Raw genomic sequence first — 25,471 nt, forward strand, 5'->3', positions numbered from 1 at the left:
GTCAGATGGCAAGTTGCAAGGCTGTTTGCCCGAGCAGTTGTTTGATTGCGTGTAGTATCGGTTCGGCCTCGGTGCGCACCAGCCAGTCCGGGCTGACTTCAGCGAAGGCCACCGTGCCGTCCTTGGCGATGACCACCACGGTCGGTTGTGGCAATTCCCAGGTTCCGGTGCCGGTGGTTTCGCCAATGCTCTTGCCCTTGGCCAATACCGCTTTACGCGAGGCTTCATCGAAGCTGTAGAGAATGCCCAGGCGTCGACCGAGGCGATTGTCAGGGTCGCTGGCTACTTGCAGATCGAGATTGTGCCGGGTCTTGATCTCTACCAGCTTTTCCGGCACCTGCGGGCTGACCGCCACCAGCGGCACACCCAGCGCGTGCAGTCGCGGATACAGTTGGCGTTGGTAATAGGGCAGGGTGATGTTGCACGCCGGGCAACCCGCGAACCGGAAGAAAATCAGCACCGCCGGACCGTTGGCGAGCAGCTCGTCGCGGCTCAGGCTGCCGCCTTCGACCTTCAACAGGGTGAAGGGCTCAAGCAAGTCGCCAGCCTTGGCGAAGTCGTCGACCCGGGCTTCGTTTACCAGGCGCTGACGCTGCTCGATATTGACTTGCACGGCCGAGGGCTCCCAGGTCGCCAGGCGCTCAGCATGCAAGTTGGCCAACAGGTGGTTGAGGGATTCACTCATGCCACTGCCTCACTTTTCGCTTGAACCTTGGAAGTAGCGTGACGGTTGGTGGGGACGGCGAGGCCAAGGTTGTCACGCAGGGTGGTGCCGCTGTACTCATCGCGAAACAACCTGCGTTGTTGCAGGATCGGTACGACGAGCTCGGTGAAATATTGCAGGCCGTCCGGCAGCAGCGAATTGATGATGAAGCCGTCGGCCGCGCGTCCTTCGAACCACTGCTCAATGGCGTCGGCAACCTGCTCGGGCGTGCCGACAAAATCGCGCCGTGGTTGGGAGAAGCGCAGAGCGACTTCGCGCAGGGTCAGGCCTTCATCCCTGGCCAGTTGCTTGATCCGGTCCGAGCCGCCTTTCTGGCTGTTGGAGCCAAGGTCGCCGAGCTCAGGGAACGGCGCATCCAGCGGATATTGGCTGAAGTCGTGGTCATTGAAGGGGCGGCCAAGGGCGACAATCGCGTCTTCGATGGTCACCAGCGCCACCGCTTGCTGGTAACGGTCTTCGACTTCGGCTTCATCGCGCCCGACGATCGGGCGAATGCCGGGCAGGATCGACAGCGCGGTGGCATCGCGGCCAAAGCCTTTGGCACGTTTTTTCAAGTCCTGATAGTAGGCGCGGGCTTCGTCGAAGCCTTCGGCGCCGACGAATATCGCGTCGGAGTTCTCGGCGGCGAAGTTACGTCCATCCTCAGAGGTACCGGCCTGGAAAATTACCGGCTGGCCTTGCCGCGAGCGGGCAATATTTAGCGGGCCTTTCACCGAGAAAAACTCCCCCTTGTGCTCCAGAGCATGCAGTTTACCGGGCGTGAAAAACTCGCCGCTTTGCTTGTTATAGGCAAAGGCATCGTCTTCCCAGGAGTCCCATAGGCCTTTCACCACATTCACGTGTTCCTTGGCGATGCGGTAGCGCAAGGCATGGGGTGGGTGCGCGGCCTTGCCGAAGTTGTCGGCGGTGCCACTGAGCCACGAGGTGACTACGTTCCACCCGGCGCGCCCGCCGCTGATGTGGTCCAGCGAGGCGAACTGGCGAGCAACCTGGAATGGTTCGGTGTAGCTGACGGTGACGGTCGCCACCAGGCCGATGTGCTCTGTGGTCGCGGCCAGGGCCGAGAGGATGGTCAGCGGCTCGAAGCGGTTGAGGTAGTGTGGACTGGACTTTTCGTGGATGTGCAGGCTGTCGGCGATGAACACGAAATCGAACTTCGCGGCTTCGGCCAGTTGCGTCTGTTGCTTGTAGAAACCAAAGTTGGTGCTGGCATCAGGTTGTGCCTGCGGGTGGCGCCATTCGCCCCAGCCGTGACCGACGCCATGGACCATCGCACCGAGTTTCAGTTGCCGTTGTTTGCTCATGGTTCTGCTCCTTCAGTCAGTCACATCGTTATCGAGATGCCTGGTTAAGTTGAACGCGCTGGGCGTTGAAGCTCTTGTCGAAGCCTTTGGAGACGTCGACGTGTTTCGTGAGAATGCCTTCTTCCTGATAGATGTCTGCGGTGGTTTGCAGGCCGCTGATGACCTTGTCATCAATCTCTACAGGGTCCATGTGCGTGCCTTTGGCCACGGCGATGTGCACCGCCAGCGGCAGGCCGGTCACGCGCGCCTGGGCGGCGGCGTACTCCTCGGGATGGGCATTGGTCCAGCGGTAGGCGCGATCGACCCGGGCGATGAAGTCGTCGAGCTGCTGGCGTTTACCGGCGATGGCCTGGCTGGTGGCGGCCAGGTACAAATGGTTGGTCAGCAGGGTTTCGCCACTGGCCAATACCTTGGCCTGGTTCTGAGTGGTGGAAATGGTCGTGTACGGGTCCCAAGTCGACCAGGCATCGGCGCTGCCGTTGTCCAGCAGGATTCGTGACTCGCTCGGCAGCAAGTAGATGAACTGCACGTCCTGCGTGCTCAGGCCGGCGTCGCGCAAGGCTTTGATCGCCAGGAAGTGACCGATGGAGCCACGTGTGGTGACGATCCGCTTGCTCTTGAGGTCGCTGGCGTTGTTCAGCGGCGAGTCCTTCGGCGCGAGGATAGCCGTGGTGTAGCGGCCCTTGGCATGTACGATGCTGACGACCTTGATGGGCGCGCCAGCCCCAAGGGCAAATACATAGGGCGCATCGCCCAAGGCACCGATGTCCACCGCGCCGGCATTCAGCGCTTCGCCTAGCGGTGCGGCGGCGGGGAACTCGGAAAATTGGATCTCGTAAGGCACGTTCTCCAACTCGCCGGACACCTCCAGCAGCACCTTGATCGTCGACTTCTGATTGGCCACCAGCAGCGGTTGAAGATCGGCGGCCTGGGTCAGCGCGCCCCCCCAGGTGAGAACTGCGCCCAGCAGCAGACGTGTTAAAAGCGGTCGTTGAAGCGTCATGATGGCGTCCTTCCAGGCAGGTCTTGGATCGTTGGTTTACCTCCGCCTGGAGAAAGGGGTCGGCCTGGAATTAACGTTATTCCTATAAGAATTCGGTGTGAAGGTCTTTTTGATTATATGCTAATTATTAATTTATCTGATTAATATTATTTAGATTATGAAATTAATGCATGTATTGGCGTGGGCTTCCCGCGATGAGGACGGCACATCCGACCTAGAGGCTGACTGCCGATGCCATCGCGGGTAAGCCATGCTCCCACTGGTTAGGAATGGTTGATCCGGCTCTACGGGCGGTTCCGTCAGAAGTTGTAGGCCAGCCGGGTGTAGTAGTAGGCTCCGCCAAATCCGAATGGCGAGAACTGTCCATATTTGTAGCCTCCGGCCCAGTCCTGGACGCCATTCTTATCGGGGTACACGTTGAACAGGTTGTTCGCTCCCAGTGCCACTGTCAGTTGTTTGGTCAGGTCGTAGGCGGCGTCCACGTCGGTGATCCACTTGGCGCTGAATTTTCGATCGTTCACCGGGTTGTTGTCGCCCTCGACGTAACTGCCAAAGCGGGTGACCGCCAGGTTCAGGTTGTAATCGGTGACTTTCCAGTTTGCCGCCAGGATCAGTTTCGATTGCGGTGTCGCAACCGTCAGGTCCTTTTGCAGGCGCCGGTCGAAGAGTTGGTAGTTTGGGCCCAGGCTGCTGAGTGCCGGTGGGTTGGCCTGGAGTTTTTCGATCCTGGTCTGGTTCCAGTTATAGGCCGCGCTCCAGCGGATCTGGCCGTACTCATCCAGTTGCTGGCGGAACTCGTTGACGATGTCTATGCCGCGGGTACGGGTGTCGACCGCGTTGGTGTAGTACTGGGCAAACAGCCCTGGAGACAAGCCGTTGGCGGCGAGGATTTGCGAGACTTCCGGGCCGCCCAGCAGGCTGGTGGAGACGATGCGGTCGCGAATGCCGATCTGATAGAGGTCAGTGGTCAGTCGATAGTTTTGCGTCGGTTCATAGGAGAAGCCGAAGCTATAGTTCAAGGACTTTTCAGGCTTGAGTTTTTCCGCGCCCAGGGCTTGGGCCTCAGTGGTGTCCACCGGCAACACCTTGACCGGCACCGAAACCTGCTGGCCGTTGACCACACCGCCGGAGGTAAAGGTCGACGAGGCATATATGGTCTGTGCCAGAGACGGTGCGCGGAAGCCATTATTGATGGTGCCGCGCAGGGCAAAGGCGTCGGTGACCTTGTAACGGGTAGAGAACTTGCCGCTCCAGGTGCTGCCGATGTCCTGGGTGTAGCGCTCGTAGCGAGCGGCCACGCCGACGTACCATTTATCGGTCACGTCGAGGCCCAGGTCGGCGTAGCTGGCGACGTTGCTGCGGCTGATCTCTCCGGCATCGGCGGGGCTGGTGCCATTGTATGAAGCCAGGCCGGGCAGCGGTGTTCGGCCGGCAAAGGGGCCGCTTGGGATGACGTAGTTGCCAGGAGTATAGGCGGCAAAATCGCCGGGCTCGATCTGGTATTTCTCCCAGCGGTACTCGAAGCCGAAGGCGGCTTGCAGCGGGTTCTTCAGGCCAATGTCGAAGCCGCGATTGAAGTCCAGGTTATTGGTCCACTGATCGAAGATCTGCGATGCCAAATGGAACGAGGTCGGGCTGGTGGGGCCCCAGGAAGGGTTGAGGGTGTTACTGGCGTTGAGCGTCGAGTCGTCCTCGCCCCAGGTCGAGCTGGCGTCATAGTTCCATTCGCCGACCTGGCCCTTGAAGCCTGCGGCCACCTGAAAGTCTTTGGTGCGGTTGCGCCGCTGTGCGTGGATACCGTCGGGGTAAGGCGTATTCGGGTCGCCGGCCAGGGAAACGATGTCGTTGGGACGATAGTTGCCGGTGACTTTGGTGGTCTCCATGTAGCTGGCGGTAGAAAAGGAATAGAACGTCAGGTCATCCTGGATCGGCAGCTCGAGATTGTAGCTGGCGTTGGTGACCTTTTCCCTGCCCAGTCCATAGCTGGGGTTCCAGCCGTGGCGATTGACAGTCTGGTCGCGGCTGTCGGGGAAGCCGGGTAGCGAGTAGAGGTTGCCGGTGGCACTGCCGGTGCGGTCGAAAGGTTCCTGTTCCTTGCTGTCCAGTGCCAGATTGGCGAAGCCGTCGTTAGGCAGTGCCAGACCGTAATTGACCGTCTGATGCACTGTGTCGCCATCGCCACTGCCATAGCGACCGAATGAGGTTTCGGCGCTGCCACCGCTGTCGTTTTCCTTGAGGATGATGTTGATCACCCCGGCGATTGCGTCTGAACCATATTGCGCGGAGGCTCCGTCACGCAGCACCTCGATATGATCGATCGCCGAGACCGGGATTAGGTCGAGGTTGACCGGCACCGCCGCCGTGCCGATGCGGGCCAGGTTGTTGATCAGTGCTGTGTTGTGCCGCCGTTTGCCGTTAACCAGCACCAGCACCTGATCGCCGGACAGCCCGCGCATGGTCACGCCGCGCACCGACCAGGACGTTCCGCCGCCATTGATGGCCGGCAGGTTGAAGGAGGGCAGCAGGCGTGCGAGCAGTTCCTTGAGCCCAACCTTGCCGCTGGTTTGCAATTGCTCGGCGCTGATCACATCAATTGGCGAAGGGCTGTCGGTAAGGGTGCGGGGTTGACTGCCTCGGTTGCCGGTCACCACCACCGTGCCCAGGGTCTTGTCCGTCTCAGCGGTCTCGGCATGGGCCTGGAGGCTGGCGGCCAGCAGGCTGAAGGCGGCGACCGCGTAGTAATCGTATTTCACTCTGGGGCTGGATGAGCTCATGACGCGAATTCCTGAAAAATTGCACGCGCAGGCAAGCAATCCGTGGGAGCGAAGCTTGCTCGCCAGAGCGGTAGACCAGTCAGTCAGGCGTCGACTGACTTGGCCCGATCGCGAGCAAGCTTTGCTCCCACAGTTTGGGAATTGCCAGGTATTTTCTTGGGGGGGATTAGGCCGCGTGGGCGCGTCTTACCCGGTGGGGAATGTCGTCATGGGCGATCAGTACCCGTTCCATTCGGCGAGGCTCGGTGCAAGACGGCAGGCATGATGTAGATCCTCTCTGTTGTAGGTTCAGCCTCCGCCTGGAGAGGGGTCGGATGTTGGGTAGGTTGCCCTTGTGCCTGGCCGGGCTCAGGGGCGGGTATTGCTAGATCACGAAAAAACCATGGGTGCCGTCGCGGGCCAGTTGGTCCACCAGGCCGTACTCCCAATCCAGGTAGGCCTGCATGGCCTCCCGTGGGTTGTCGGTGCCCTCGTACGGTCGGCGATAGCGGTCGATGCGCGGCGAGGCCAGGCGGGTTTCGCCGTGCTCCAGTGGTCGTTGCTCGGCGATCCATGCTGCCGTGCCGCTGCGCAGCAGAAACACGTCCTTGCCGGTCAGCGCCTCGACTTCGGGGACCGCCAGCCGGGCCAATTGGCTGCTGCCGCACGTCAGCACATAGCGTTGGGCCGGTGGCACCTTGGCCAAGGCGTCGCTCAACTGAGCGCGCAATACCCACCAGGCGCCGGGGATGTGGCGCTTGACGTAGTTGGCGCTGCCGGTGAAATCCAGCACCACGGTGTCACCTTCGGCCAGCCATTGTTCAAGGGTTCCGGGGCTGATTTCCTCGGCTTGCGGCGGTGCAGGCACCGGCGCTTTCCAAGTGCCCTGTTCACTGAAGTGCGGCGGTTGCAGGTCATCCAGCACGTGCACCTCCCAACCCAGTTGCGCGAGCCAGGAGGCTGACATATTGGCGCGTACGCCGTCGTCATCCACCAGCACCAGGCGCGCGCCGCGCACACTGGCGAAGTGATCGGTTTCCTGCACCAGTTGCCCACCGGGGGTGGAGCGCGAGGCGGGCAGGTGGCCGGCTTCGAATTCTTCCGGAGTACGCACATCGAATAGGTAGGTGCTGCGTGTCGGTTCCTGCTGCCAGCGATACAGGTCGGCGAGGGTAGCGCGCCCGACCAGTGCCTTGTCGGCGACACGGCGGGCATCGCGAGCAGCGACGTCTCGATGTTCTTCGCCGGTGACGGCAAAGCGGCGTGACTGGCCGTGCTCAAGGGTTTGACCGGCCAGGGTCCAGCCGATGGTGCCGTTGCGCAGGGCGGCCACCGGGTTGTCGATGCCCGCGTTGATCAGCGACTGGGTGCCGATGATGCTACGGGTACGCCCGGCGCAATTGACGATGATGCGGGTCGTCGGGTCTGGCGCGAGTTCGCGAGCACGCAATACCAGTTCCGCCCCCGGCACGCTGATGCCACCGGGAATGCTCATGGTCTGGTATTCGTCGAAACGCCGGGCGTCGAGCACCACCACGTCGGCTTCGCTGTCGAGCAACGACTGGACCTCTTCCGCCGCCAACGAAGGTGTATGACGCTGGTTTTCCACCAGCTCACCAAAGGCCTTGCTCGGTACATTGACGTCGATGAACAACTCGCCGCCGGCCTTGCGCCAACCCTCGAGGCCGCCCTCGAGCACGCTGACATCGCTGTAGCCCAGGTCCTGCAAACGCTGCACCGCGATGCCCGCCAGACCCTCGCCGTTGTCATAGACCGTCACCGAGGTATCACGCCTCGGGATGCGCGAATACACCTCCAGCTCAAGCTTGGACAGCGAAATATTGGCGGCGAACAGCGGATGCCCTTCGGCGAAAGGGGCCTCTTCGCGGACATCGATAAGGGCCAGTTCTTCACGGTTCAGCAACGCCTGGCGAATCTCGGCGTAGGAGCGGGTAGGTGCGGTGCTCATAGGGCTTGGCTCTCTTTGGACAGGTCCCAGATATTGGGGAGGAAGGCGTTGGAATAACCGGAAATGAACAACTTCTCGCTGCCGTCGGGCTGATACACCGCACGGCGAACGGCGCCGATGTTGGCGCCGTAGACGTGAATGCTGATGGACACCTGGTTATCGAAGGCGTTGCTGACTTGGTGGATGTCGCCGATCTTGGGAGACACCGCTTCGACCTGGCCCGGCACCAGCCGTGTGGGCGTGCCCTCGGGCACCAGGGTGCCGTCGGGATGGCGGGCGAAGCCTTGGGAATGCTCGGCGCCACGCAGCATGCCAATCAGGCCCCAGACCCGATGATCGTGGATCGGCGTACGTTGCCCCGGTCCCCAGACAAAACTGACCACGCTGAAACGCTGCCGCGAATCGGCATGCAGCAAGTACTGCTGATAGCGCTCGGGGTCTGCCTGGGCAAAATCCTCGGGCAGCCAATCGTCATGGCTGACCAACTGAGCGAGCAGCTTGCCACCGCGATGCAGCAGGTCGCCTTCGCGAGGATTGCCATCGATCAGCTCCGCCAGGGCGCCGATGAATGCTCTGAGTCTCTCCGGGTGTCGGGCCTGGGTCATGGCGATTCCGTCGTTGTGTTGAATATCTGTTGCCATGATTTAAGCATAATGATTTTTCTTAATATGCTATTTTTTAATGATTAGGTTATAGCTGAAAAGAATTTAGAACAGTTGTGAATAGACTTAGAGGTTATCGATCGGTGCGCCGGGCTATCCAGGCATGCGCAATGGCACTATGATTTTTTACAGTGCATTATGCTTTTCAAACATTTTATTGACTGTTCTCTATGTGCGGGCCAAATGAAAATTGACGATATTGACGCCTTTGTCGAAGTGATTCGTTGCCAGTCCATCAGCCATGCCGCCGAGACCTTGCAGCTAACGCAACCGGCTATCACACGACGCGTGCAGAACTTCGAGCAAGCGTTGGGCGTGGAGTTGTTCGACCGCAACACCAAGCCGCTCAAGCCCACGTTGATCGGTATGCGGGTCTACGAGCAGTGTCGCCTGATCCTGCGGGAGATGGACGCCCTGCGCGAGCTGGTCGCCACCGATGCGCCGCCTACCGGCCTGTTGCGCCTGGGCGTTCCGCAAACGATCGGGGATGTGGTGCTGCTCGATGCGCTCAAGCATTTGCGCGTGGAGTACCCCGAGCTACGTGCCCAGGTCGTCACCGGCTGGGGCAGCCAGTTGGTCGGCAAGATCGAGCGTGGCGAATTGGATGCAGCGGCGGCGTTGTTTCCCGCTGGCAAGATTTTTCCAGACAACATTGTTGGTGAGTCGATCGGCAAGATGGAACTGGTGGTGGTGTGCGCCAGCGCGCAGTTGCCCAAGCGTCCCTGCAAACTGGCCGACGTCTACCAGAGTGGCTGGATCCTCAATCCGGACGGCTGCGGTTTCCGTGCCGGGTTGCAGCGAACCCTGTCGGACCAGGGCCTGGCTTTGCGGGTCAACCTGGAAACCTTCGGTACCGAATTGCAACTGGGCCTGGTCGCCGATGGCCTGGGCCTCGGCCTGGTGCCGCGTCCGCTGCTGGAACGCAGTGTTCATCGCGAACACCTGGCGGCCATGCCGCTGAAGGATTTCAAGCCGGTGATGGACCTATGGCTGATCTATCCACACTTCCTGGGCAACCTGCAAGGGCCGGTGGATGCCTTCGGCAAACTGGTGTCTGGATCGCTGCAGAAGGTCAAGAATGCCGCATGAGTGGGAGGGAGGCCGGCATATCATAAAAAATAATAATAATTAGCTTAGATTAAAATGTGCTTTTTATTATTTTTTGCCTTCCCCTAGGCTTCCTGGAGATCCTTAAGGCCATCCAGGAAGTTTTGCCATGAGCAGCGTCAGTCCGTTATCCAGCGTTTCGAAAAATGTTCGCCAGCGTGTCAGTCCCGAGGAATGGGAGGTGCGGGTAAAGCTGGCCGCCGCCTATCGGCTGGCGGCCCTGTTCAAGTGGACCGATCACATCTACACGCACTTTTCCGCGCGGGTGCCGGGGCCTGAGGAGCATTTCCTGATCAATGCCTTCGGGTTGTTGTTCGATGAAATTACCGCATCCAACCTGGTCAAGGTCGACATTGACGGTACCATCGTCGATGACCCGACCGGCCTGGGCATCAACTACGCCGGATATGTGATCCACAGCGCTATCCACGGTGCGCGTCCCGACCTGCAAGCGGTCCTGCATACCCATACCCGCGATGGCATCGCGGTATCGGCCCAGCGCGATGGGCTGTTACCGATCTCGCAGCACTCCATCGGCTTTTCCGGGCGGGTGGCCTACCACGGTTACGAAGGTATCGCCCTGGATCTGGACGAGCGTGAACGGTTGGTGGCGGACCTGGGGGACAAGAGTGTGTTGATCCTGCGTAACCACGGCTTGCTGACAGCGGGGATCAGCGTCGAGCACGCATTCCAGCAGCTGCAAGGGCTGGAGCGCGCCTGCAACATCCAGATCGCGGCACAGGCTGGCGGCAATGCCGACTTGATCTTTCCTCCGGCCGAAGTGGTGGCCAAGGTCGAGAAACAGGCCGAAGTGTTTAAAAGTGGTGACGGGCCGGGTGTTGCGCGGCACTGGGATGCGCTGATCCGGCAGTTGGAACGGACCGACATCGACTACAAGAACTGAGTTTTCAAGGGGTGTGCCAGGCGGCTCTGTCTTTGCCTGACTCACCGCTTTCGCGAGCAAGCTCGCTCCCACAGTGATGAGTGGGCGGGGCACGAATCGCCCATCCAACCACAACCCAATGTGGGAGCGAGCTTGCTCGCGATAGGGGACTGACATTCAACATTGATGCTGACTGTGATGGCCTAATCGCGAGCAGGCTCGCTCCCACAGTGATGAGTGGGTGGGGCACGAATCGCCCATCCAACCACAACCCAATGTGGGAGCGAGCTTGCTCGCGATAGGGGACTGACATTCAACATTGATGCTGACTGTGATGGCCTAATCGCGAGCAGGTTCGCTACCACATTAGATACTCAGTGCTTTACGCGACTTTTTCCGCCGCTTGCCGTTCGCGTTCGGCGACGAGGCGACGGGTCAGCGGGATCAGACGCTTGCCGTAATCGATGGCGTCATCAAGTGGGTCAAAACCGCGGATCAGGAACGTGGTGATGCCCAGGTCGTAATAGTCGAGCAGGGCGTCGGCCACTTGTTCCGGGGTGCCGACCAGCGAGGTCGAATTGCCTTGTGCGCCGAGCAGGCCGGCGATCCCGGTCCACAGGCGTTTATCCAGGCGCGAGCCCTGGGCAGCGGCCGCCAGCAAGCGTCGGGACCCTTCGTTCGGTGGTTCGCGACGCACAAAGCCGTTCTGTTCGGCCAACGCTGTGGCCTGTTGCAGGATGCGCTCGGCACGGTCCCAGGCTTGCGTTTCGGTGTCGGCCAGGATCGGTCGCAACGACAGACTGAAACGAATGCTGCGCCCGTGCTTGGCCGCCTCGGCGCGCACCTGATTCACCACTTCGCGCACCTGTTCGTAGGTTTCACCCCACAATGCGTAAACGTCTGCATGCTTGCCGGCCACAGCGATGGCCGCCGCCGATGAGCCACCAAAATACAGCGGTATGTGTGGCTGTTGCGGCGACTTCACTTGCGAGTGCGCACCCTCGACCTGGTAGTACTTGCCCTGATAGTCGAAGGGCTTTTCGCGGGTCCATTCCTGACGCAGCACATCAAGGTATTCATCGGTACGGGCGTAGCGCTCGTCTTTGCCGATGTAGCTCCCATCGGCGCGCAATTCACGATCATCGCCGCCGGTGATGATGTGCACGGCGGTGCGCCCACCATTGAACACATCGAGGGTGGTGAACTGTCGTGCGGCCAGGGTCGGGGCGGCGAATCCCGGTCGATGGGCAATCAGGAACTTCAGCTTTTTCGTCACGCTGGCGGCATGGGAGGCAATCAGCGTGCTGTCCGGACTGTTGGAGTGGAACGCTACCAGGGCGCGGTCGAAACCGGCTTCCTCATGGGCGCGGGCGACGGTCTCTACATATTCGGGCTGCAACACCGGGCCGCTGCGCGGCTGGGTTTCCGAGGATTGATGGCCACCGATGTAACCGATGAATTCGATGCTCATGCTGGGTTCCTTGTCTTTGGATAGGCGTGATTCAAGCCTCCACCGGGCAGGGGGTCGGTCTGTGACGTCGAAAGTAGGCGCAGCGGGCAGGGCTGTGAAATGCCGTTTTGTTCTAAGTTAATTATTAATTAAATGAATCATATGAAATCGAAAATATCAGTAATGCGCATTTTAAGGTGTGTCAGGGATGCATCCGCCGCGGGACGTGGGCTGCGGGCTTTTATTATGCAAATAATTCATCTGTATTATTTTATATCTGATTTTTAATCATATTAGGTTATTCCCAAAAAGAATTTCACTGGCATTTTTTATGCGAATAGCATGAATTCGAAGCCGTATTCTTGATGAGGAAGGAAGCCTGATGACCGAAAAGACCTTCGATACGCAGAGCACGAGTAGCTCGTTTTCTGTCAGCAAGGCTGTTGACAGCCGGGGTGCGTCGAAGCTGATTCCCGGCTGGCTACACAACTGGCGAACCCCGGAAGTCCTTCTGCGCCTGCTCAGTCCGGTTGCGTTGCTGCTCTTGTGGGAACTGGCGTCGCAGCTCGGCCTGATCCCCCAGCGGATTATCGCCGCACCCTCGCAAATAGGCGGCACCCTCTGGGCGATGATTGTGTCCGGGGAGCTGGGCAAGCATTTGCTGGTGTCGCTGCAGCGCGCGTTGCTGGGGTTGAGCATCGGGGTCAGCGTCGGCGTCGTCGCGGCGCTGATCACTGGTTTGTCCAAGCGCGGTGAGGTCATCCTCGACTCGCCGATGCAGATGTTGCGCACCATTCCTTCCCTGGCGCTGGTGCCGTTGTTCATCCTCTGGTTCGGCATCGGCGAGTTCACCAAGATCGCGCTGATCGTCACCGGTACGACCTTCCCGGTGTACCTGAATCTGTTCGCCGGGATTCGCAACATCGACCCCAAGCTGATCGAGGCCGCCAACACCCTGGGCCTGAATCGCCGCGAGTTGATCTGGCATGTGATCTTGCCAGGTTCCTTGCCTTCGTTTTTTGTCGGCTTGCGCTATTCCCTGGGAATTTCCTGGCTGGCCCTGGTGTTCGTCGAACAGATCAACACCACCGCCGGTATCGGTTTTCTGGCCAGTGATGCGCGGGATTTCATGCGCACCGACGTGATCGTGATCTGCCTGCTTATCTACAGCGTCCTCGGTTTATTGATCGACGGACTGATCCGCACGCTCGAGCGTTTTGCCCTGGCCTGGCGCCCATCTTTTGTGAGGAACTGACATGTCGACTATCGCGGCAAAAAACCTGCAGTCAGAAGCACCGGTACAACTGCGTAATGTGGTGCGCCAATTCGGCCAGCAACGGGTCATCGATGGCTTGGACCTGGACATCGCACCGGGCGAATTCGTCGCGCTGCTCGGGGCCAGCGGTTCGGGCAAGACCACCTTGCTGCGCAGCCTGGCCGGCCTGGACAGTATCGACAGCGGTCAGTTGCTGGTGCCCAAGGCACGGGCCGCGGTGTTTCAGGAGCCGCGGTTGATGCCGTGGAAGCGCGCCTGGAAGAATGTGGTTCTCGGTCTGCACACCCCGGACGCCAAGGCGCGAGCGGTGCAAGCGCTGACGGAGGTCGGCTTGGCCCATCGTCTGGAGGCCTATCCGGCGACGCTCTCCGGCGGTGAAGCGCAACGCGTGGCGCTGGCCCGTGGCCTGGTGCGCGAACCCAAGCTGTTGCTGCTCGACGAACCCTTCGCCGCACTCGATGCACTGACCCGGATTCGCATGCATCGGCTGATCATCGAGTTGTGGCGTAAGCACACCCCGGCGGTGTTGCTGGTCACCCATGACGTGGATGAAGCCATCCTGCTGGCCGATCGGGTGATCGTGTTGGCCAATGGCAAGATCGCCGAGCAATTGTCGATCGATCTGCCGCGGGCTAGAGATACCGGGCAGGAGGGTTTCCAAGCGATCCGTGCGCGCTTGCTGGGGTTGTTGGGGGTCGAGGTGGAGACCGTTGCCGTGGCTGAACGTCCGCTCACGAACAGCACTGTCCGGCGTTTTGCCCATGGCTGACGCTGCCTCCAATTCATTGATACAGGAATGTGCTGTTATGCCGATCCTCGTTCGCAAATCTGCGCTGGTGTTGTTGTCCTGCGTCGCGTTGTTACTCAGCGGTTGCGGTGACACGGTCGAGTCCCAATCTCCATCTGCTGCCAAGTCAGACTTGTCCGGCGTCAAGTTGATTTTGGGCGATCAAGCCAAGGGCTTGCGCACTGTGGTCGAGGCGGCAAATGCATTGGAAGGGATCGACTATACAATTGAATGGGCGAACTTCCAGGGGGCCGCGCCCTTGTTCGAAGCCTTGCGCGCTGGTGCCGTCGATTTGGCACCGGCTGGCGATACGCCGGTGCTCGCCGCCGCGACCGGTGGTACGCCACTGCGCATCGTCGCGGTACGACGTAGTCAATCAAGGGGCATTGCGATCCTGGTTCCAGCTGATTCGCAGATCCGCACCGTTGCCGATTTGAAAGGCCGCAACGTCGTGGTGTCTTCGGCTCGCGGCAGCATTTCCCAATACCTGTTGATTCGCGCACTGGCCAATGCCGGTGTCGAGGACAAGGAGGTCAATGTCGGATTTGTCCTGCCGACCGATGCCTTGTCCGCATTCAACGCTGGCAAGATCGAAGCCTGGGCCACCTTCGGGATTTATCAGGCGTTTGCCGAGCAGCAGGGCGCGCGGGTGCTGATCAGCGGCGAGGGCATCAATACCGGCCTGACCTTCATCACCGCCTCCGATGACGTCCTGGCCGATCCCCTCAAGCGCAAGGCACTTAGCGACGTATTGCAACGCTTTGCCAAGGCCTTCGAATGGGCCCGGCAGAATCCTGACGAGTACGCACGGGTCTTCGCCAAGGTCAACGATATTCCCCTGGAAGTCTCGCAACGACTACGCAGTTGGGGGGATGAGGCGCTGTTGCCGCTCGAACCACAGGATGTCCAGGCACTGCAGCAAGTCGATGACTTGTTCGTGGAAAAAAACATTTTCCCCCATCGTGTCGATGTGCAAAAACTGACGGATGACCAGGTGTTTTCCCTGAAGCCTTTGACATTGACGCAATCGGAGACGACACGTTAGTCCGGGGCCAGGCATGTGTTCATTTTGGATGTCTACAGGAGTCAACGAATGGGCAATGTTCAGAGCGTCACAAGGGGCCTAGCCGCTTCTACGGAGTATTAGCACCGTGATCTCATACGTGAGGACAGCTTTTCCCGTTGTCGTAGCAACTTCCACATCGAACACAACCCAGCCTCGGTTTGGGTTTCTGGTGTGAATGAGTAATCGGAGGACTTGGGCGCTAAGTTTGAGTTTGTCTCCTGGCACTACAGGAGCAATCAACCTGAACGCATCGATCTTCCCTCCCGCCACGAGGCTTGTTTGAAGAAACAACGCCTCGCACATCAAGCGCTGCGCAAAACCGAAGGTTTGCACCGCGCTGGCACAGTGCACCCCTAACGGGCTCGAATGGGCCAGGTCCGGATCGATATGCATGTCCAGAGGATCGTACTCGGTCGCAAAGGCAATAATTTGCTCCTCTGTGATGGCGGCAGACTGCGTGGCAGTCCATGCTCTGCCAAGCGTAAAGTCTTCCCAAAACAGCGCCTTTTCCATCGCGATGTCTCCATTTTTTGTGTCATGACCGTTGAAGGTTCTGGAATGGATAGTGGCGGTGACCAGGGCTCACGGCAATGTTCAACCACCTCAGCCTGGCTGAACGCTTTGGACAATGGGGGCTTGGCATCGAGGTCCTGACGGCGCTGTTACCCAATTGATCTCAACCTGCACCACCTTCGGGTTGACACGCGTTGCGTTGGCGCGAGAACTTATTGACGCAACCTCGACCGCGAGGCCACCCGCAGAGAGAAATACGCGTGCTCGCCCAAGACAAAGGGACTACTTCAATCAGCTTGGTGCATGAAGCCCTCGAGGGCGCATTGCGGCGCCAGCTGGATACCGCTGGCGTCCTGCAGCAAGCACGCATCGATCCTGAGCTCCTCACCTCGCCCCAGGCGCGCGTTTCGGCAGCTGCATTTTCTCGTTTGTGGGTTGCGCTTTCAGACCTTCTCGATGATGAGTTTTTCGGCATCGATAGTCACCCGATGCGAAGAGGCAGCTTCCGACTGATGTGCCAGGCGTCGATGGGTTCCACGTCGCTAGAACAGGCGTTGCATCGGATTTTGAAGTTTCTTCGGCTCGTACTCGACGACATCTACGGTGAACTGATGTTTGACGGCGACTGCGCCGTCATCGTCATTCATGATCACGGCGTTGAGCGACGCCTGTTCAGTTATGGAACCTGGCTGATCCTGGTCCATGGCTTGCTGTGCTGGCTGGGTAACAGGCGCATTCCAATTCAGGCGCTCTGCTTCAGGCCCTCCCGGCCCGCTGACGACAGCGACTACCGCATGCGTTTTTGCGAAGACATTCAGTTCGACGCCCCAACCAGCAGGGTGCGATTTGATCGCAGTTATCTGAACCTGAGGGTGGTGCAGACCCAGGCGACCCTGTCGACCTTCATGAAGGAGTCGCCTGCCAGCCTGTTAGTCAAATATCGCAACGAAGACAGTATCAGCGTCCAGGTCCGAATGAGATTAAGGGGGCTTGACCCGGAACAATGGCCAGAGCTCGACAAGCTGGCGAAGGTTCTTGGCATGTCCTATTCGACCCTTCAGCGAAGGCTGCAGGCCGAAGGCATCAGTTACCAGCGCCTGAAGGACAACTTGCGGCGGGATATGGCAATCAACCTGCTCTGTCAGCCAGACATGACGGTCATGGAGGTGGCGGCGCTCACAGGCTTCCAGGAAAGCAGCGCCTTTCACCGGGCCTTCAAGAAATGGACTGGCGTCAGCCCAGGCGCCTATCGTCGATCTAACGCCGACGACTCGAGCGAGGGCTGAACAGCCCTGCATGTGTTCGCGCGCAAGAGTTTCCTTGAAAACTGCAACTCGTTTCCCGACCTGAACCCTCGGTTCTTCCACGCCAGCACCGCCCCGACGTGTCAGGCGGCCACGACTGTCCAAAACGGTCACGCAAAACGATGCCGTAGGGCATAGGCCACAGCCAACCCAACTCCTACGATGCGAACCAGGTAAACCCTGGGTGCGCGTCGATCAAGCAAGCCGCCGATTGTCGAACCGGTGTGTCTTCTCCCCGACCGCAACCACGACCATGCGCCTCGTGACGCAGGGACATGTGCACTTCACCAACAAAAACAAGATCGAAGGAGACACACTATGCAGCCGGTAAATGTTTATGCACTTGCGGTGGACTCAACGTTCAACCGCTTCCATGGGCTCATACTTTTTTGGTGTGTGCTCATTCTGATCATCGATGGCTATGACCTCGCCGTCGTCGGCGCTGCTCTTCCGGCAATCATGAAAGACATGAACATCGATCCGACCAGCGCCGGCGTCATGGCCGGTGCTGCACTCTTTGGAACGATGCTTGGCGCAATTTTTCTTGGCACGCTGGCGGACCGTATTGGCCGGCCGAAAATGATCGCCATCTGCGTAGCGCTGTTCAGCATTTTTACCGCCGCGGCAGGGCTGACCAGCGACCCTATCAGTTTCAGCATCTCTCGCTTTGTCGCCGGCCTTGGTATTGGCGGTGTACTGCCCATTTGTACAGCGCAGATGGGGGAGTTTTCCCCGCTCAAACTTCGCACGCGCCTGGTGACCCTGGTTTTCGCGGGCTACTCCGTAGGCGGTATTCTGGTGGCGCTCACTGGCAAGCAGCTCATTGAGAGCTACGGCTGGCAGTGGGTGTTTTATGTAGCACTGCTGCCTGTACTGCTGATCCCCCTGATCCTGAAGACCATGCCAGAGTCCATCGGTTATCTGCTCAAAACCGGCCGTCAGGAGGAACTGCGGGCTATCGCACGCAAAATAGACCCGACGCTCCAGATCGACGAGAACACCGTGATGGTGGGCAACGCTGCGGTCCTGGATAAACAGCAGGCACCCGTTCGGCACCTGTTCAAGGAGGGCCGGGGTTTCAGCACGGTGATGATCTGGGCGGCGTTCATGACTGGCTTGTTTATGGTCTACGCCCTTAACTCGTGGCTGACCAAGCTGATGGCGATGGCTGGTTTCAGCCTGGGCTCGGCGTTGAATTTTGTGATCGTGTTCAACGTGGGCGCCATCGTGGGTGCTATTGGTGGTGGCTGGCTGAGCGACAAGCTCAACATCAAGCACGTGCTGGTCGGTTTCTACATCGTGGGCGCCATTGCGCTGACTGTCTTGGGCTATACGCGCTCAACGACGCTATTGTTTCCGGTGGTATTCGTTGTCGGGGCGTCCACCTTGGGTACCCAGTTGCTGGCCTATGCCTATGCGGGTGATTTCTACCCCTCAACGATTCGTTCGACTGGCGTGGGCTTTGCGTCGGGGGTCGGTCGAATCGGCGCCATCGTTGCCCCTGTTCTTATCGGCTGGCTGGTGTCATTGAACCTGCCGCTCGAGAAAAACTTCATGGCCATCAGCCTGGCTGGCCTGATTGGCGCGGCCGCGGTCACCCTGATCAATCAGTCGCGCGCTGACTCTACACACGTTCGAAAGGCAGCGGCCCTCACTCCCTGAAGCGTTGCGTATCCCCTGTACCCGAATCTGTAAGCCATAAGGCATGAAAATGAACCGCTTATCCCAGCCGCCAGTACCAGCTGAGCTACTTAGCCAGACGATTGATTGGGCGATCGCTTCACGACGCAGCATTCGGGCGTATCTGCCCACGCCTGTACCACGGGAAGAAATCGAGGCGATCCTGGATGTCGCCCGTTTTTGCGCGACAGGCGTGAATATGCAGCCTTGGCGTGTCCACGTAATCACCGGTGCCGCCAAGGCTCAGGTTTCACGGGCTATCGCTGAGCTGGACAACGATCCGTCGCTCAGCGGTGACCTTGAAGACGCTTATGAGTACTACCCACGAGAATGGACATCGCCGTACGTGGACCGGCGCAGGAAAGTGGGTTGGGACCTTTATGGCCTGCTGGGCATCGCCAAGGGTGACAAGCAGCGCATGCACGCTCAGCACGGACGCAACTACCGTTTCTTCGATGCGCCTGTCGGTTTGCTGTTCACCATTGACCGGGTGCTCAAGGAGGGGAGCCTGCTGGACTACGGCATGTTTTTGCAGGCGGTGATGGTGGCGGCGCGAGGAAGAGGGTTGCATACCTGCCCACAGGCAGCCTTTTTGAAGTACCACGAGGTTATTTCCAACGCGCTCGAGATTCCCGCCGAACAGATGCTGGTATGCGGAATGAGCCTTGGCTACGCCGACGAAAACAGCATTGAAAATACGTTGGTGACTGATCGTGAGCCAGTGAGCGCGTTCACTACGTTTCATCACAATAATAAGGAGTCAACACCATGAAGCCTGGTGCCTACGAGAATGGGTTGGAGCAATCCAAGGCCAACTATCTGCCCCTGACGCCCCTCGGATTTCTGGATCGCGCGGCCCTTGTCCACCCGGACCGGGTCGCCGTGGTACATGGTGACCTGCGCAGAACGTGGCGCCAAACGCGCGAACGCTGCTATCGGCTCGCCAGTGCGCTTTCCAACGAGGGCATGGGGGCAGGGGACACGGTTTCGATCCTGTCCCCCAACACCCCAGCCATGCTCGAGGCCCATTTTGGCGTGCCGCTTTGCGGCGCGGTGCTCAATACCGTCAACTACCGCCTCGATGCGGAAGGCGTGGCATTCATCCTGCGTCATGGGGAATGCAAGCTTTTGTTGGTGGATCGCGAGTTTGCGGCGCTCGCCGTTGCCGCCCTTGAGCGCCTCGAGCACCCACCCGTGGTCATCGACATCAATGATCACTTGGCGCCCCTGGGCAGCAGCATTGGCGATGTCGACTACGAAACCTTTATCGGCCGCGGCAGCCCGGATTTCCAAGGCGTGTGGCCCAGTGATGAGTGGCAGCCCATCGCACTCAATTACACGTCCGGCACTACAGGCGATCCGAAGGGGGTCGTGGCCAGCCATCGCGGTACCTATCTCATGAGCATGCTGCAGATGACCAACTGGCCCCTTTCCCGGGCGCCACGGTACTTGTGGACATTGCCTATGTTCCACGCCAACGGCTGGTGTTTTACCTGGGCTATCACTGCCGCTGCTGGCACCCACGTGTGTTTGAGAAAGGTCTCGGCAGAAGCGGTGTTCGATGCGATAGATACCCAGGGTGTCGATCACTTCTGCGCGGCACCTATTGTGATGGCCATGATCGCCAACTCAGCCGATCGTCGCCCGCTTGAAACGCCGGTTCGCGTGCTGACGGCGGGCTCTCCGCCTCCGGCAACCGTGCTTGATGCCGTCGTTTCCTTAGGCTTCGACGTTGACCACGTGTACGGCATTACCGAAGTATCCGGCACGCCGATCAGTTGCGTCTGGCAGGACGGTTGGAACACGCTCACGCAAAGTGACCAAGGCGCCTTGCGCGTACGCCAGGGCGCTCGCGCGGCTGGATTTGAGGGCCTGATGGTGGCTGATGCTGACACCCTGCAGCCGGTTCCAAAAGACGGCCACACCACCGGAGAACTACTGCTCAAAGGCAACACCGTGATGATGGGTTATCTGAAAAACGAAAACGCGACGCGCAAAGCCTTTGAAGGTGGCTGGTTCCACACCGGTGATGTCGCAGTGGTACACCCTAACGGTTACATACAAATCACCGACCGCTGCAAGGACGTCATCATTTCCGGAGGAGAGAATATCTCGTCTGTCGAAATTGAAGAGGCCATCCACTGTCACCCGGCTGTTTTGCATGCGGCCGTCGTCGCGCAGCCTGATGACATATGGGGCGAGGTGCCGTGCGCGTTTATCGAACTCAAAGGCGGGGCTGAGTGGCCTACCGAAGCCGACATGATCGCGTTCTGCCAAGCGCGCCTTGCCCGCTTCAAATGTCCTCGCAGAGTGATCTTCATGGAGTTGCCCAAGACCGCGACCGGGAAAATCCAGAAGTTTCTTCTGCGAGAACAAGCCGGCAGTCGCGATGCAATTGTGCGTTTAGCATCGAGTGGTTGAACCGAGTTCATTTCGCCCAAGGCGGTAGGGCTCAATCGTTGATATTTCCACCGCATCGTCATCGAGCGTTTCGCATCCAACTCACACGCTGCCACCCATCAAGCAGTGAGCACTCATGCACACTACAAAAACAAAGGGCGCCCACAATGTCGAACAAAAACAATAAACTGTGGTTGGTTTTAGCTATTGCTTCCCCTGCGTCCGTCGCATTCGCCGACATCGTAAAGGATGCAAAAGGAAGTCTGGAACTCCGTAATTTTTACTACAACCGCGATTACCGAAACGACGGGGCAACTCAGTCGAAGCGGGATGAATGGGCTCAAGGTTTCATTCTTAATCTGCAGTCAGGCTTCACTGAAGGCAGCGTTGGCTTCGGTATCGATGCCCAAGGCCTTCTAGGTGTGAAGCTGGACTCGAGTTCGGATCGAACGGGTTCTGGACTCCTCGCCTACGATTCCCAGCGGAACGTCGAAGACGAATACGCAAAGATGACCTTGACCGCGAAAGCGCGTATGGGGCGAAGTGAAATGAAAATAGGCGGGCTCAGCCCGCTGATGCCCCTGCTATGGAGCAACAACAGCAGGCTGCTGCCGCAAGTGTTTCGCGGCGGCATGCTGGTATCCAATGACCTGGATCCACTCTCCATTACGGCGATAAGAGTCAATGCCGTCAGGCAGCGTAACTCCACAGACTTCGAGTCTCTAACCACATTTGGCTATCGGGCTATTGAAGCCGATCACTTCAACTATCTTGCGTTCGACTATAAGGCTCTACCCACGCTGACGCTCAGTGCGCATGCCGCACAGCTTGAGGATCTATATCGGTCGAACTTCTTTGGCATGAAGCTGAACCAACCCATCACTCGCGGTAGCGTTATCGCAGACATTCGCCTGTTCGATGCGAAAGAAGCCGGAGATAAGAACTTAGGGGAGGTGGACAATCGGACACTGAGTAGCTACTTCGCTTACAGCCTTCAAGGTCATACCTTAGGCGGTGGGTATCAGAAAGCATGGGGCGACACCCCGTTCGCCTTTGTTAATGGAACGGACACCTATCTGTTCGCTGAGTCGCTCGCGAGCACATTTACAGCGCCCAATGAACGTATCTGGTTCGCGCGCTATGACTTCGACTTCGTAGCCGTTGGCGTTCCCGGACTTACCCTCGGCCTCAAGTATGTGAGCGGCCAAGATGTTGACCCAACGGTGCTGACGACACGCCAGGCGGCTGCGTTGAGAGCGGAAGACGAAGAGGGGAAAGAGTGGGAGCGTGTGACTGACCTTACTTACGTTGTGCAAGGCGGCCCGGCGAAAGGTGTCGCCGTGCAGTGGAGAAACTCGACCAATCGCTCGACCTACGCCGACAGCGCAAACGAAAACCGCCTCATTGTTCGTTATACGCTGAACTTCTAGTCGAGCATTGGGCGTTTTTCTCAGTCGGCTTCTTCATTGGTTCTTTCTGAGATGCCTGGCTTTTATCGTCGCGTTCAGCGGCTTTGATGCGCACAACAAGAGGTTCATCCCGCAGCTGTTGCAATCGGTTCATACAACGACAAACGCCGCTGATCCCTGGTCGGGACAGCGGCGTTATTGTTTAACGCCTGAGGCTATTTGTAATGTTGTTCAAACACCGCCAACTGCTCAGGTTTGATCAACTGAAAGGGCACCCAGACGTCCGTTTCCACCGGCTCTCCCTTGATCATCTTGAGTGCTGCCTGTACCGCGCTGGTCGCCTGGGCCTTGGGGTCCTGGAACACCGAGGCGACCAGCATCCCGCGCTTGATCGCCGCCAGGCCGTCGGGCAGGCCGTCGATACCGACGATTGCGACCTCGCCCTTGGCTTTGCCGGCCTGCTGCAAGGCCATGGCCGCACCGATAGCCATCTCGTCGTTGTTGGCGACGATGGCGTCAAACCGACTGCCGGCCAGCAACCAGTTGCTGGTCAGGTCCATCCCTTTGTTGCGCTGCCACTCGGCACTTTGCTGCTCGACGATCTTGATACCGGGATAGTCCTTGAGCACCTGTTTGACGCCTTCGGTGCGGTCGTGGGTGGCGTTTTGCGCCAGGTCGCCCATGATGATCGCCAGATTGCCCTTGCCTCCGAGCTTTTCGGCCAGGTAGCGCATCTGCAGTTGTCCGGCCTCAATGTCATTGGACGCCACCGTAACGACGCCTTTGGGCAAGGTGCGCTCGTCCGGGTGACGGTTGACGTAGACCAGTGGCGTCTTCGCTTCGACCGCGGCGCGGGTAATGTTGGCCGTGGCGGAGGTGTCTACCGGCAGGACAATGACCGCATCCACTTTCTGGTTGATAAAACCTTGGACCTGGTTGAGTTGGCGCACCACATCGCCTTGGGCGTCCTCGAACTGGATCTGCACGTTTTCCTTTTTCGCGGCCTCGTCCAGGCCGTTACGCACATAGGTCATGAAGTTGTCGTCGACCCTGGCGATGCTGACGCCGATGCGGTATTCGGCGGCGGCCCATTGGCTGAACAGCAACAGCAGGGTGGCGAAAAGCAGTGTGCAACGACGCATGATGATTTTCCTTTTGTTGTTATGGGTTGTACGTCACCAAGAGATGAAAATCTGCCGCACGTTTTGAATTCGGCGCGGCTTTATCCATCAAGCGTGAAGGCCTGCCGGAAACGCTCAAGCGCGACCTCGCTGTCACCGCTGGCCCAGCCTTCGAGGCCGACGACACCGCTGTATCCCATGCCGAACAAGGCCCTGGCAATGGCGGGATAGTGGATTTCACCGGTGCCGGGCTCCATGCGTCCCGGGACGTCGGCGACCTGGATTTCGCCGATGGCGTTGCCGGCGCGCTGGATCAGTTCGATCAGGTTTCCTTCGCCGATCTGCGCGTGATAGAGGTCCAGGTTCATCTTCAGGTGCGGGCTGCCCACGGCTTCGATCAGCGCCAGGGTATCGTCAGCGCGGGCGAACGGCGTGCCGGGGTGGTCGACTTCGGTATTGAGGTTTTCCAGCAGGAATACCCGACCCGCGTCTTCGCCCAGGCGGGCGATTTTTTCCAGCGTCTTGCAGGCGCTCAACCACATGCGGCCGGTGGCCTGGGCCACGGGTTTGACCGGCAAGCCCTGAGCATCCAGGCCGGTGCCGTGCAGGTTCAGGCTCGGGCAACCCAATTGAGCGGCGACGGCCAAGGACTCCTGGGCGCTGTCGAGCAGCTGCCGGATCGCCTCGGGATCGGTCAGGTTGCCCGAGAGGTAGCCAGTCATGGAGGTGAAGTCCGCGCCGGTCGCGGCGAGGGCTTGGATGTCTTTGCTCGCCCAGTTCCATATCTCGACGCTGAAGCCCAACGCATGGATGCGTTTGACCCGTTCGACGAAGGGCAGCTCGATGAAAACCATCTCGGCGCTGACTGCCAGTTTGAACGGTATGAAACTCATGAAAGCGCTCCCTGCACACGCACCGTCTTGCCCTGTTGGAAGGACTCGATACAGGCGCGGGCGATGGCCAGTGCCGCACGCGCGTCTTCACCGCTGGCCAAGGGTTTTTCTCCGCTGCGAACGCAGTTGGCGAAGTGGTTGAGCTCGGCCACATAGGCATCCCGCAGCAAGTCGGTGTCCATGCGCTGGGTGTCGGCCTGGACCCCATTGGCCAGGTACCGCAACAAGTCAGAGTCGTTGACGTTGCCCATGGTCAGCATGCCAGCGCTGCCGAACACTTCGCCGCGGACATCATAGCCATACACGGCCTGGAAGTTGGCCTCGGCCGTGGCGATGGCACCATTGTCGAAACGGATGGTGACCACCGCGGTGTCGAGAAAGCCCTTGTCCTTGTAGGCGGGGGCGATCAGGGCATCGGCCATCACAAAGACCTCAACCGCCTCGGCACCCGGATTCAGGTAGCGCAGGGTATCGAAGTCATGGATCAGGGTTTCCAGGAAGATCACCCATTGCGGCGACGCGGCCGGGTTGTTCAGCGCCGGGTCGCGGGTCAGCGAGCGCAGCAGCTGTGGCGTACCGATCCGGCCGGCAACGACGTCCAGGTGAGCGGTGCGGAAACTTCTGGCAAAACGGCGGTTGAAGCCGACTTGTAGCGTCACTCGTGCATCGGCAGCGGCGGCGATGGCGCGGTCAGCTTCGTCCAGGGTGATGGCCATCGGTTTTTCACAGAACACCCCTTTGCCGGCCCGGGCCGCACTGATCACCAGTTCGGCATGGCTGCGTGCCGGGGCGGCAATCAGCACGGCGTCGATGTCCGGGTCATCCAGCAATTGCTGTGGATCGGCATAGACCTTCTGTACGTCCAGTTCTACTGCCAGGCGTGCGGCCTGGCCAGGGGTAGGATCGGCGATGGCGGCGAGGCACGCGCCGGGGATGTGCCGGGCGGCGGTCAGGCCGTGAAAACTGCCCATGCGACCAGCGCCGATAAGGCCCAGGCGGAGGATCTTGGATGTGCTCATGAACATGACTCCCTTTATTGTTTTTACGACTCGGCGGTAAGAATGTCCTCGTCTGTTCATCCAGGGAGCAAGCGCTGTGCCAATAGTTATCTTGTTGATGTTTAACGATTTTTATTTGAATTGCTGTTCATTTGAATGACATGTCTAT

21 protein-coding genes are annotated in these 25,471 nt (G+C 59.2%); 10 read left to right on the top strand and 11 right to left on the bottom strand.

Translation table 11 applies throughout. From position 1 onward, the window contains the following. Nucleotide 1: 1 nt before the first annotated feature. The 6 genes from J4E63_RS10885 to J4E63_RS10910 all read right to left on the bottom strand — a co-directional run bounded on the left by J4E63_RS10885 (nucleotide 2) and on the right by J4E63_RS10910 (nucleotide 8,358). Nucleotides 2–685 (bottom strand): peroxiredoxin-like family protein, encoded by a 684-nt coding sequence (locus J4E63_RS10885; protein ID WP_207281952.1) that lies wholly within the window; start codon nucleotides 683–685, stop codon nucleotides 2–4. After that, the gene (locus J4E63_RS10890; protein WP_207281953.1) at nucleotides 682–2,028 is read right to left on the bottom strand and encodes an LLM class flavin-dependent oxidoreductase; all 1,347 of its coding nucleotides are present in this window, start codon (nucleotides 2,026–2,028) and stop codon (nucleotides 682–684) included. The genes J4E63_RS10885 and J4E63_RS10890 overlap by 4 nt, the downstream gene beginning before the upstream one ends. Nucleotides 2,029–2,056: 28 nt before the next feature. Further along, the gene (locus tag J4E63_RS10895; protein WP_207281954.1) at nucleotides 2,057–3,031 is read right to left on the bottom strand and encodes an ABC transporter substrate-binding protein; all 975 of its coding nucleotides are present in this window, start codon (nucleotides 3,029–3,031) and stop codon (nucleotides 2,057–2,059) included. A gap of 299 nt (nucleotides 3,032–3,330) precedes the next feature. Beyond that, nucleotides 3,331–5,805 (bottom strand): TonB-dependent siderophore receptor, encoded by a 2,475-nt coding sequence (locus J4E63_RS10900; protein ID WP_207281955.1) that lies wholly within the window; start codon nucleotides 5,803–5,805, stop codon nucleotides 3,331–3,333. A 364-nt stretch (nucleotides 5,806–6,169) separates the two neighbouring features. Beyond that, nucleotides 6,170–7,753 carry a rhodanese-related sulfurtransferase gene (locus tag J4E63_RS10905; protein ID WP_207281956.1) on the bottom strand — a complete coding sequence of 528 codons (1,584 nt, stop codon included), beginning with the start codon at nucleotides 7,751–7,753 and terminating at the stop codon, nucleotides 6,170–6,172. After that, complete coding sequence (locus tag J4E63_RS10910; RefSeq protein ID WP_103308121.1) at nucleotides 7,750–8,358, bottom strand: cysteine dioxygenase; 609 nt, start codon at nucleotides 8,356–8,358, stop codon at nucleotides 7,750–7,752. The genes J4E63_RS10905 and J4E63_RS10910 overlap by 4 nt, the downstream gene beginning before the upstream one ends. A 240-nt stretch (nucleotides 8,359–8,598) precedes the next feature. On the opposite strand from J4E63_RS10910, the gene J4E63_RS10915 reads away from it, so the two are divergent. Together J4E63_RS10915 and J4E63_RS10920 are read left to right on the top strand one after the other, a co-directional pair. Beyond that, the gene (locus J4E63_RS10915; RefSeq protein WP_207281957.1) at nucleotides 8,599–9,504 is read left to right on the top strand and encodes a LysR family transcriptional regulator; all 906 of its coding nucleotides are present in this window, start codon (nucleotides 8,599–8,601) and stop codon (nucleotides 9,502–9,504) included. A 127-nt stretch (nucleotides 9,505–9,631) separates the two neighbouring features. Then, nucleotides 9,632–10,426 (top strand): class II aldolase/adducin family protein, encoded by a 795-nt coding sequence (locus J4E63_RS10920; RefSeq protein ID WP_103308123.1) that lies wholly within the window; start codon nucleotides 9,632–9,634, stop codon nucleotides 10,424–10,426. A gap of 361 nt (nucleotides 10,427–10,787) precedes the next feature. Here J4E63_RS10920 and J4E63_RS10925 read toward each other — a convergent pair whose 3' ends face one another. Further along, on the bottom strand, nucleotides 10,788–11,876 hold the full coding sequence (locus J4E63_RS10925; protein WP_207281958.1) for an LLM class flavin-dependent oxidoreductase: 1,089 nt from the start codon (nucleotides 11,874–11,876) through the stop codon (nucleotides 10,788–10,790). A gap of 361 nt (nucleotides 11,877–12,237) precedes the next feature. Here J4E63_RS10925 and J4E63_RS10930 point away from each other — a divergent pair, with 361 nt between their 5' ends. From J4E63_RS10930 to J4E63_RS10940, 3 genes are read left to right on the top strand one after another with little or no spacing between them, the layout of a single operon-like run. Further along, the gene (locus tag J4E63_RS10930) at nucleotides 12,238–13,110 is read left to right on the top strand and encodes an ABC transporter permease (protein ID WP_207281959.1); all 873 of its coding nucleotides are present in this window, start codon (nucleotides 12,238–12,240) and stop codon (nucleotides 13,108–13,110) included. A gap of 1 nt (nucleotide 13,111) precedes the next feature. Beyond that, complete coding sequence (locus J4E63_RS10935) at nucleotides 13,112–13,900, top strand: ABC transporter ATP-binding protein (RefSeq protein ID WP_192260664.1); 789 nt, start codon at nucleotides 13,112–13,114, stop codon at nucleotides 13,898–13,900. Between the two features lie 37 nt (nucleotides 13,901–13,937). After that, nucleotides 13,938–14,963, top strand: a complete 1,026-nt coding sequence (locus J4E63_RS10940; protein WP_207281960.1) for an ABC transporter substrate-binding protein — start codon at nucleotides 13,938–13,940, stop codon at nucleotides 14,961–14,963. Nucleotides 14,964–15,041: 78 nt separating this feature from the next. On the opposite strand, the gene J4E63_RS10945 is transcribed toward J4E63_RS10940, so the two are convergent. Continuing rightward, entirely contained in the window at nucleotides 15,042–15,497 is a 456-nt protein-coding gene (locus tag J4E63_RS10945) for a MaoC/PaaZ C-terminal domain-containing protein (protein WP_207281961.1), read from the bottom strand. Nucleotides 15,498–15,757: 260 nt separating this feature from the next. On the opposite strand from J4E63_RS10945, the gene J4E63_RS10950 reads away from it, so the two are divergent. The 5 genes from J4E63_RS10950 to J4E63_RS10970 all read left to right on the top strand — a co-directional run bounded on the left by J4E63_RS10950 (nucleotide 15,758) and on the right by J4E63_RS10970 (nucleotide 22,311). Then, nucleotides 15,758–16,783 (top strand): AraC family transcriptional regulator, encoded by a 1,026-nt coding sequence (locus J4E63_RS10950; RefSeq protein ID WP_103308126.1) that lies wholly within the window; start codon nucleotides 15,758–15,760, stop codon nucleotides 16,781–16,783. 336 nt (nucleotides 16,784–17,119) lie between these two features. Next, on the top strand, nucleotides 17,120–18,463 hold the full coding sequence (locus J4E63_RS10955) for an MFS transporter (protein ID WP_060742822.1): 1,344 nt from the start codon (nucleotides 17,120–17,122) through the stop codon (nucleotides 18,461–18,463). 49 nt (nucleotides 18,464–18,512) lie between these two features. Further along, the gene (locus J4E63_RS10960; RefSeq protein WP_060742821.1) at nucleotides 18,513–19,253 is read left to right on the top strand and encodes a nitroreductase; all 741 of its coding nucleotides are present in this window, start codon (nucleotides 18,513–18,515) and stop codon (nucleotides 19,251–19,253) included. Continuing rightward, nucleotides 19,250–20,902: an AMP-binding protein gene (locus J4E63_RS10965; protein WP_207281962.1), complete on the top strand. Its 1,653-nt coding sequence runs from the start codon at nucleotides 19,250–19,252 to the stop codon at nucleotides 20,900–20,902. Before J4E63_RS10960 ends, J4E63_RS10965 begins: the two co-directional genes overlap by 4 nt. A gap of 146 nt (nucleotides 20,903–21,048) precedes the next feature. Next, nucleotides 21,049–22,311, top strand: a complete 1,263-nt coding sequence (locus J4E63_RS10970) for an OprD family porin (protein ID WP_207281963.1) — start codon at nucleotides 21,049–21,051, stop codon at nucleotides 22,309–22,311. Nucleotides 22,312–22,505: 194 nt separating this feature from the next. Here the strand turns inward: J4E63_RS10970 and J4E63_RS10975 are convergent, their stop codons facing one another. The 3 genes from J4E63_RS10975 to J4E63_RS10985 all read right to left on the bottom strand — a co-directional run bounded on the left by J4E63_RS10975 (nucleotide 22,506) and on the right by J4E63_RS10985 (nucleotide 25,323). Continuing rightward, nucleotides 22,506–23,432, bottom strand: a complete 927-nt coding sequence (locus J4E63_RS10975) for a sugar ABC transporter substrate-binding protein (RefSeq protein ID WP_060742818.1) — start codon at nucleotides 23,430–23,432, stop codon at nucleotides 22,506–22,508. 80 nt (nucleotides 23,433–23,512) lie between these two features. Beyond that, a complete protein-coding gene (locus J4E63_RS10980) occupies nucleotides 23,513–24,304 on the bottom strand; it encodes a TIM barrel protein (RefSeq protein WP_207281964.1) in 792 nt (263 codons plus the stop codon). After that, nucleotides 24,301–25,323, bottom strand: a complete 1,023-nt coding sequence (locus J4E63_RS10985) for a Gfo/Idh/MocA family oxidoreductase (protein ID WP_060742816.1) — start codon at nucleotides 25,321–25,323, stop codon at nucleotides 24,301–24,303. The genes J4E63_RS10980 and J4E63_RS10985 overlap by 4 nt, the downstream gene beginning before the upstream one ends. Nucleotides 25,324–25,471: the final 148 nt, after the last annotated feature.

The sequence above is a fragment of the Pseudomonas sp. FW300-N2F2 genome (genome assembly GCF_017351655.1).
Lineage (GTDB): Bacteria > Pseudomonadota > Gammaproteobacteria > Pseudomonadales > Pseudomonadaceae > Aquipseudomonas > Aquipseudomonas fluorescens_AA.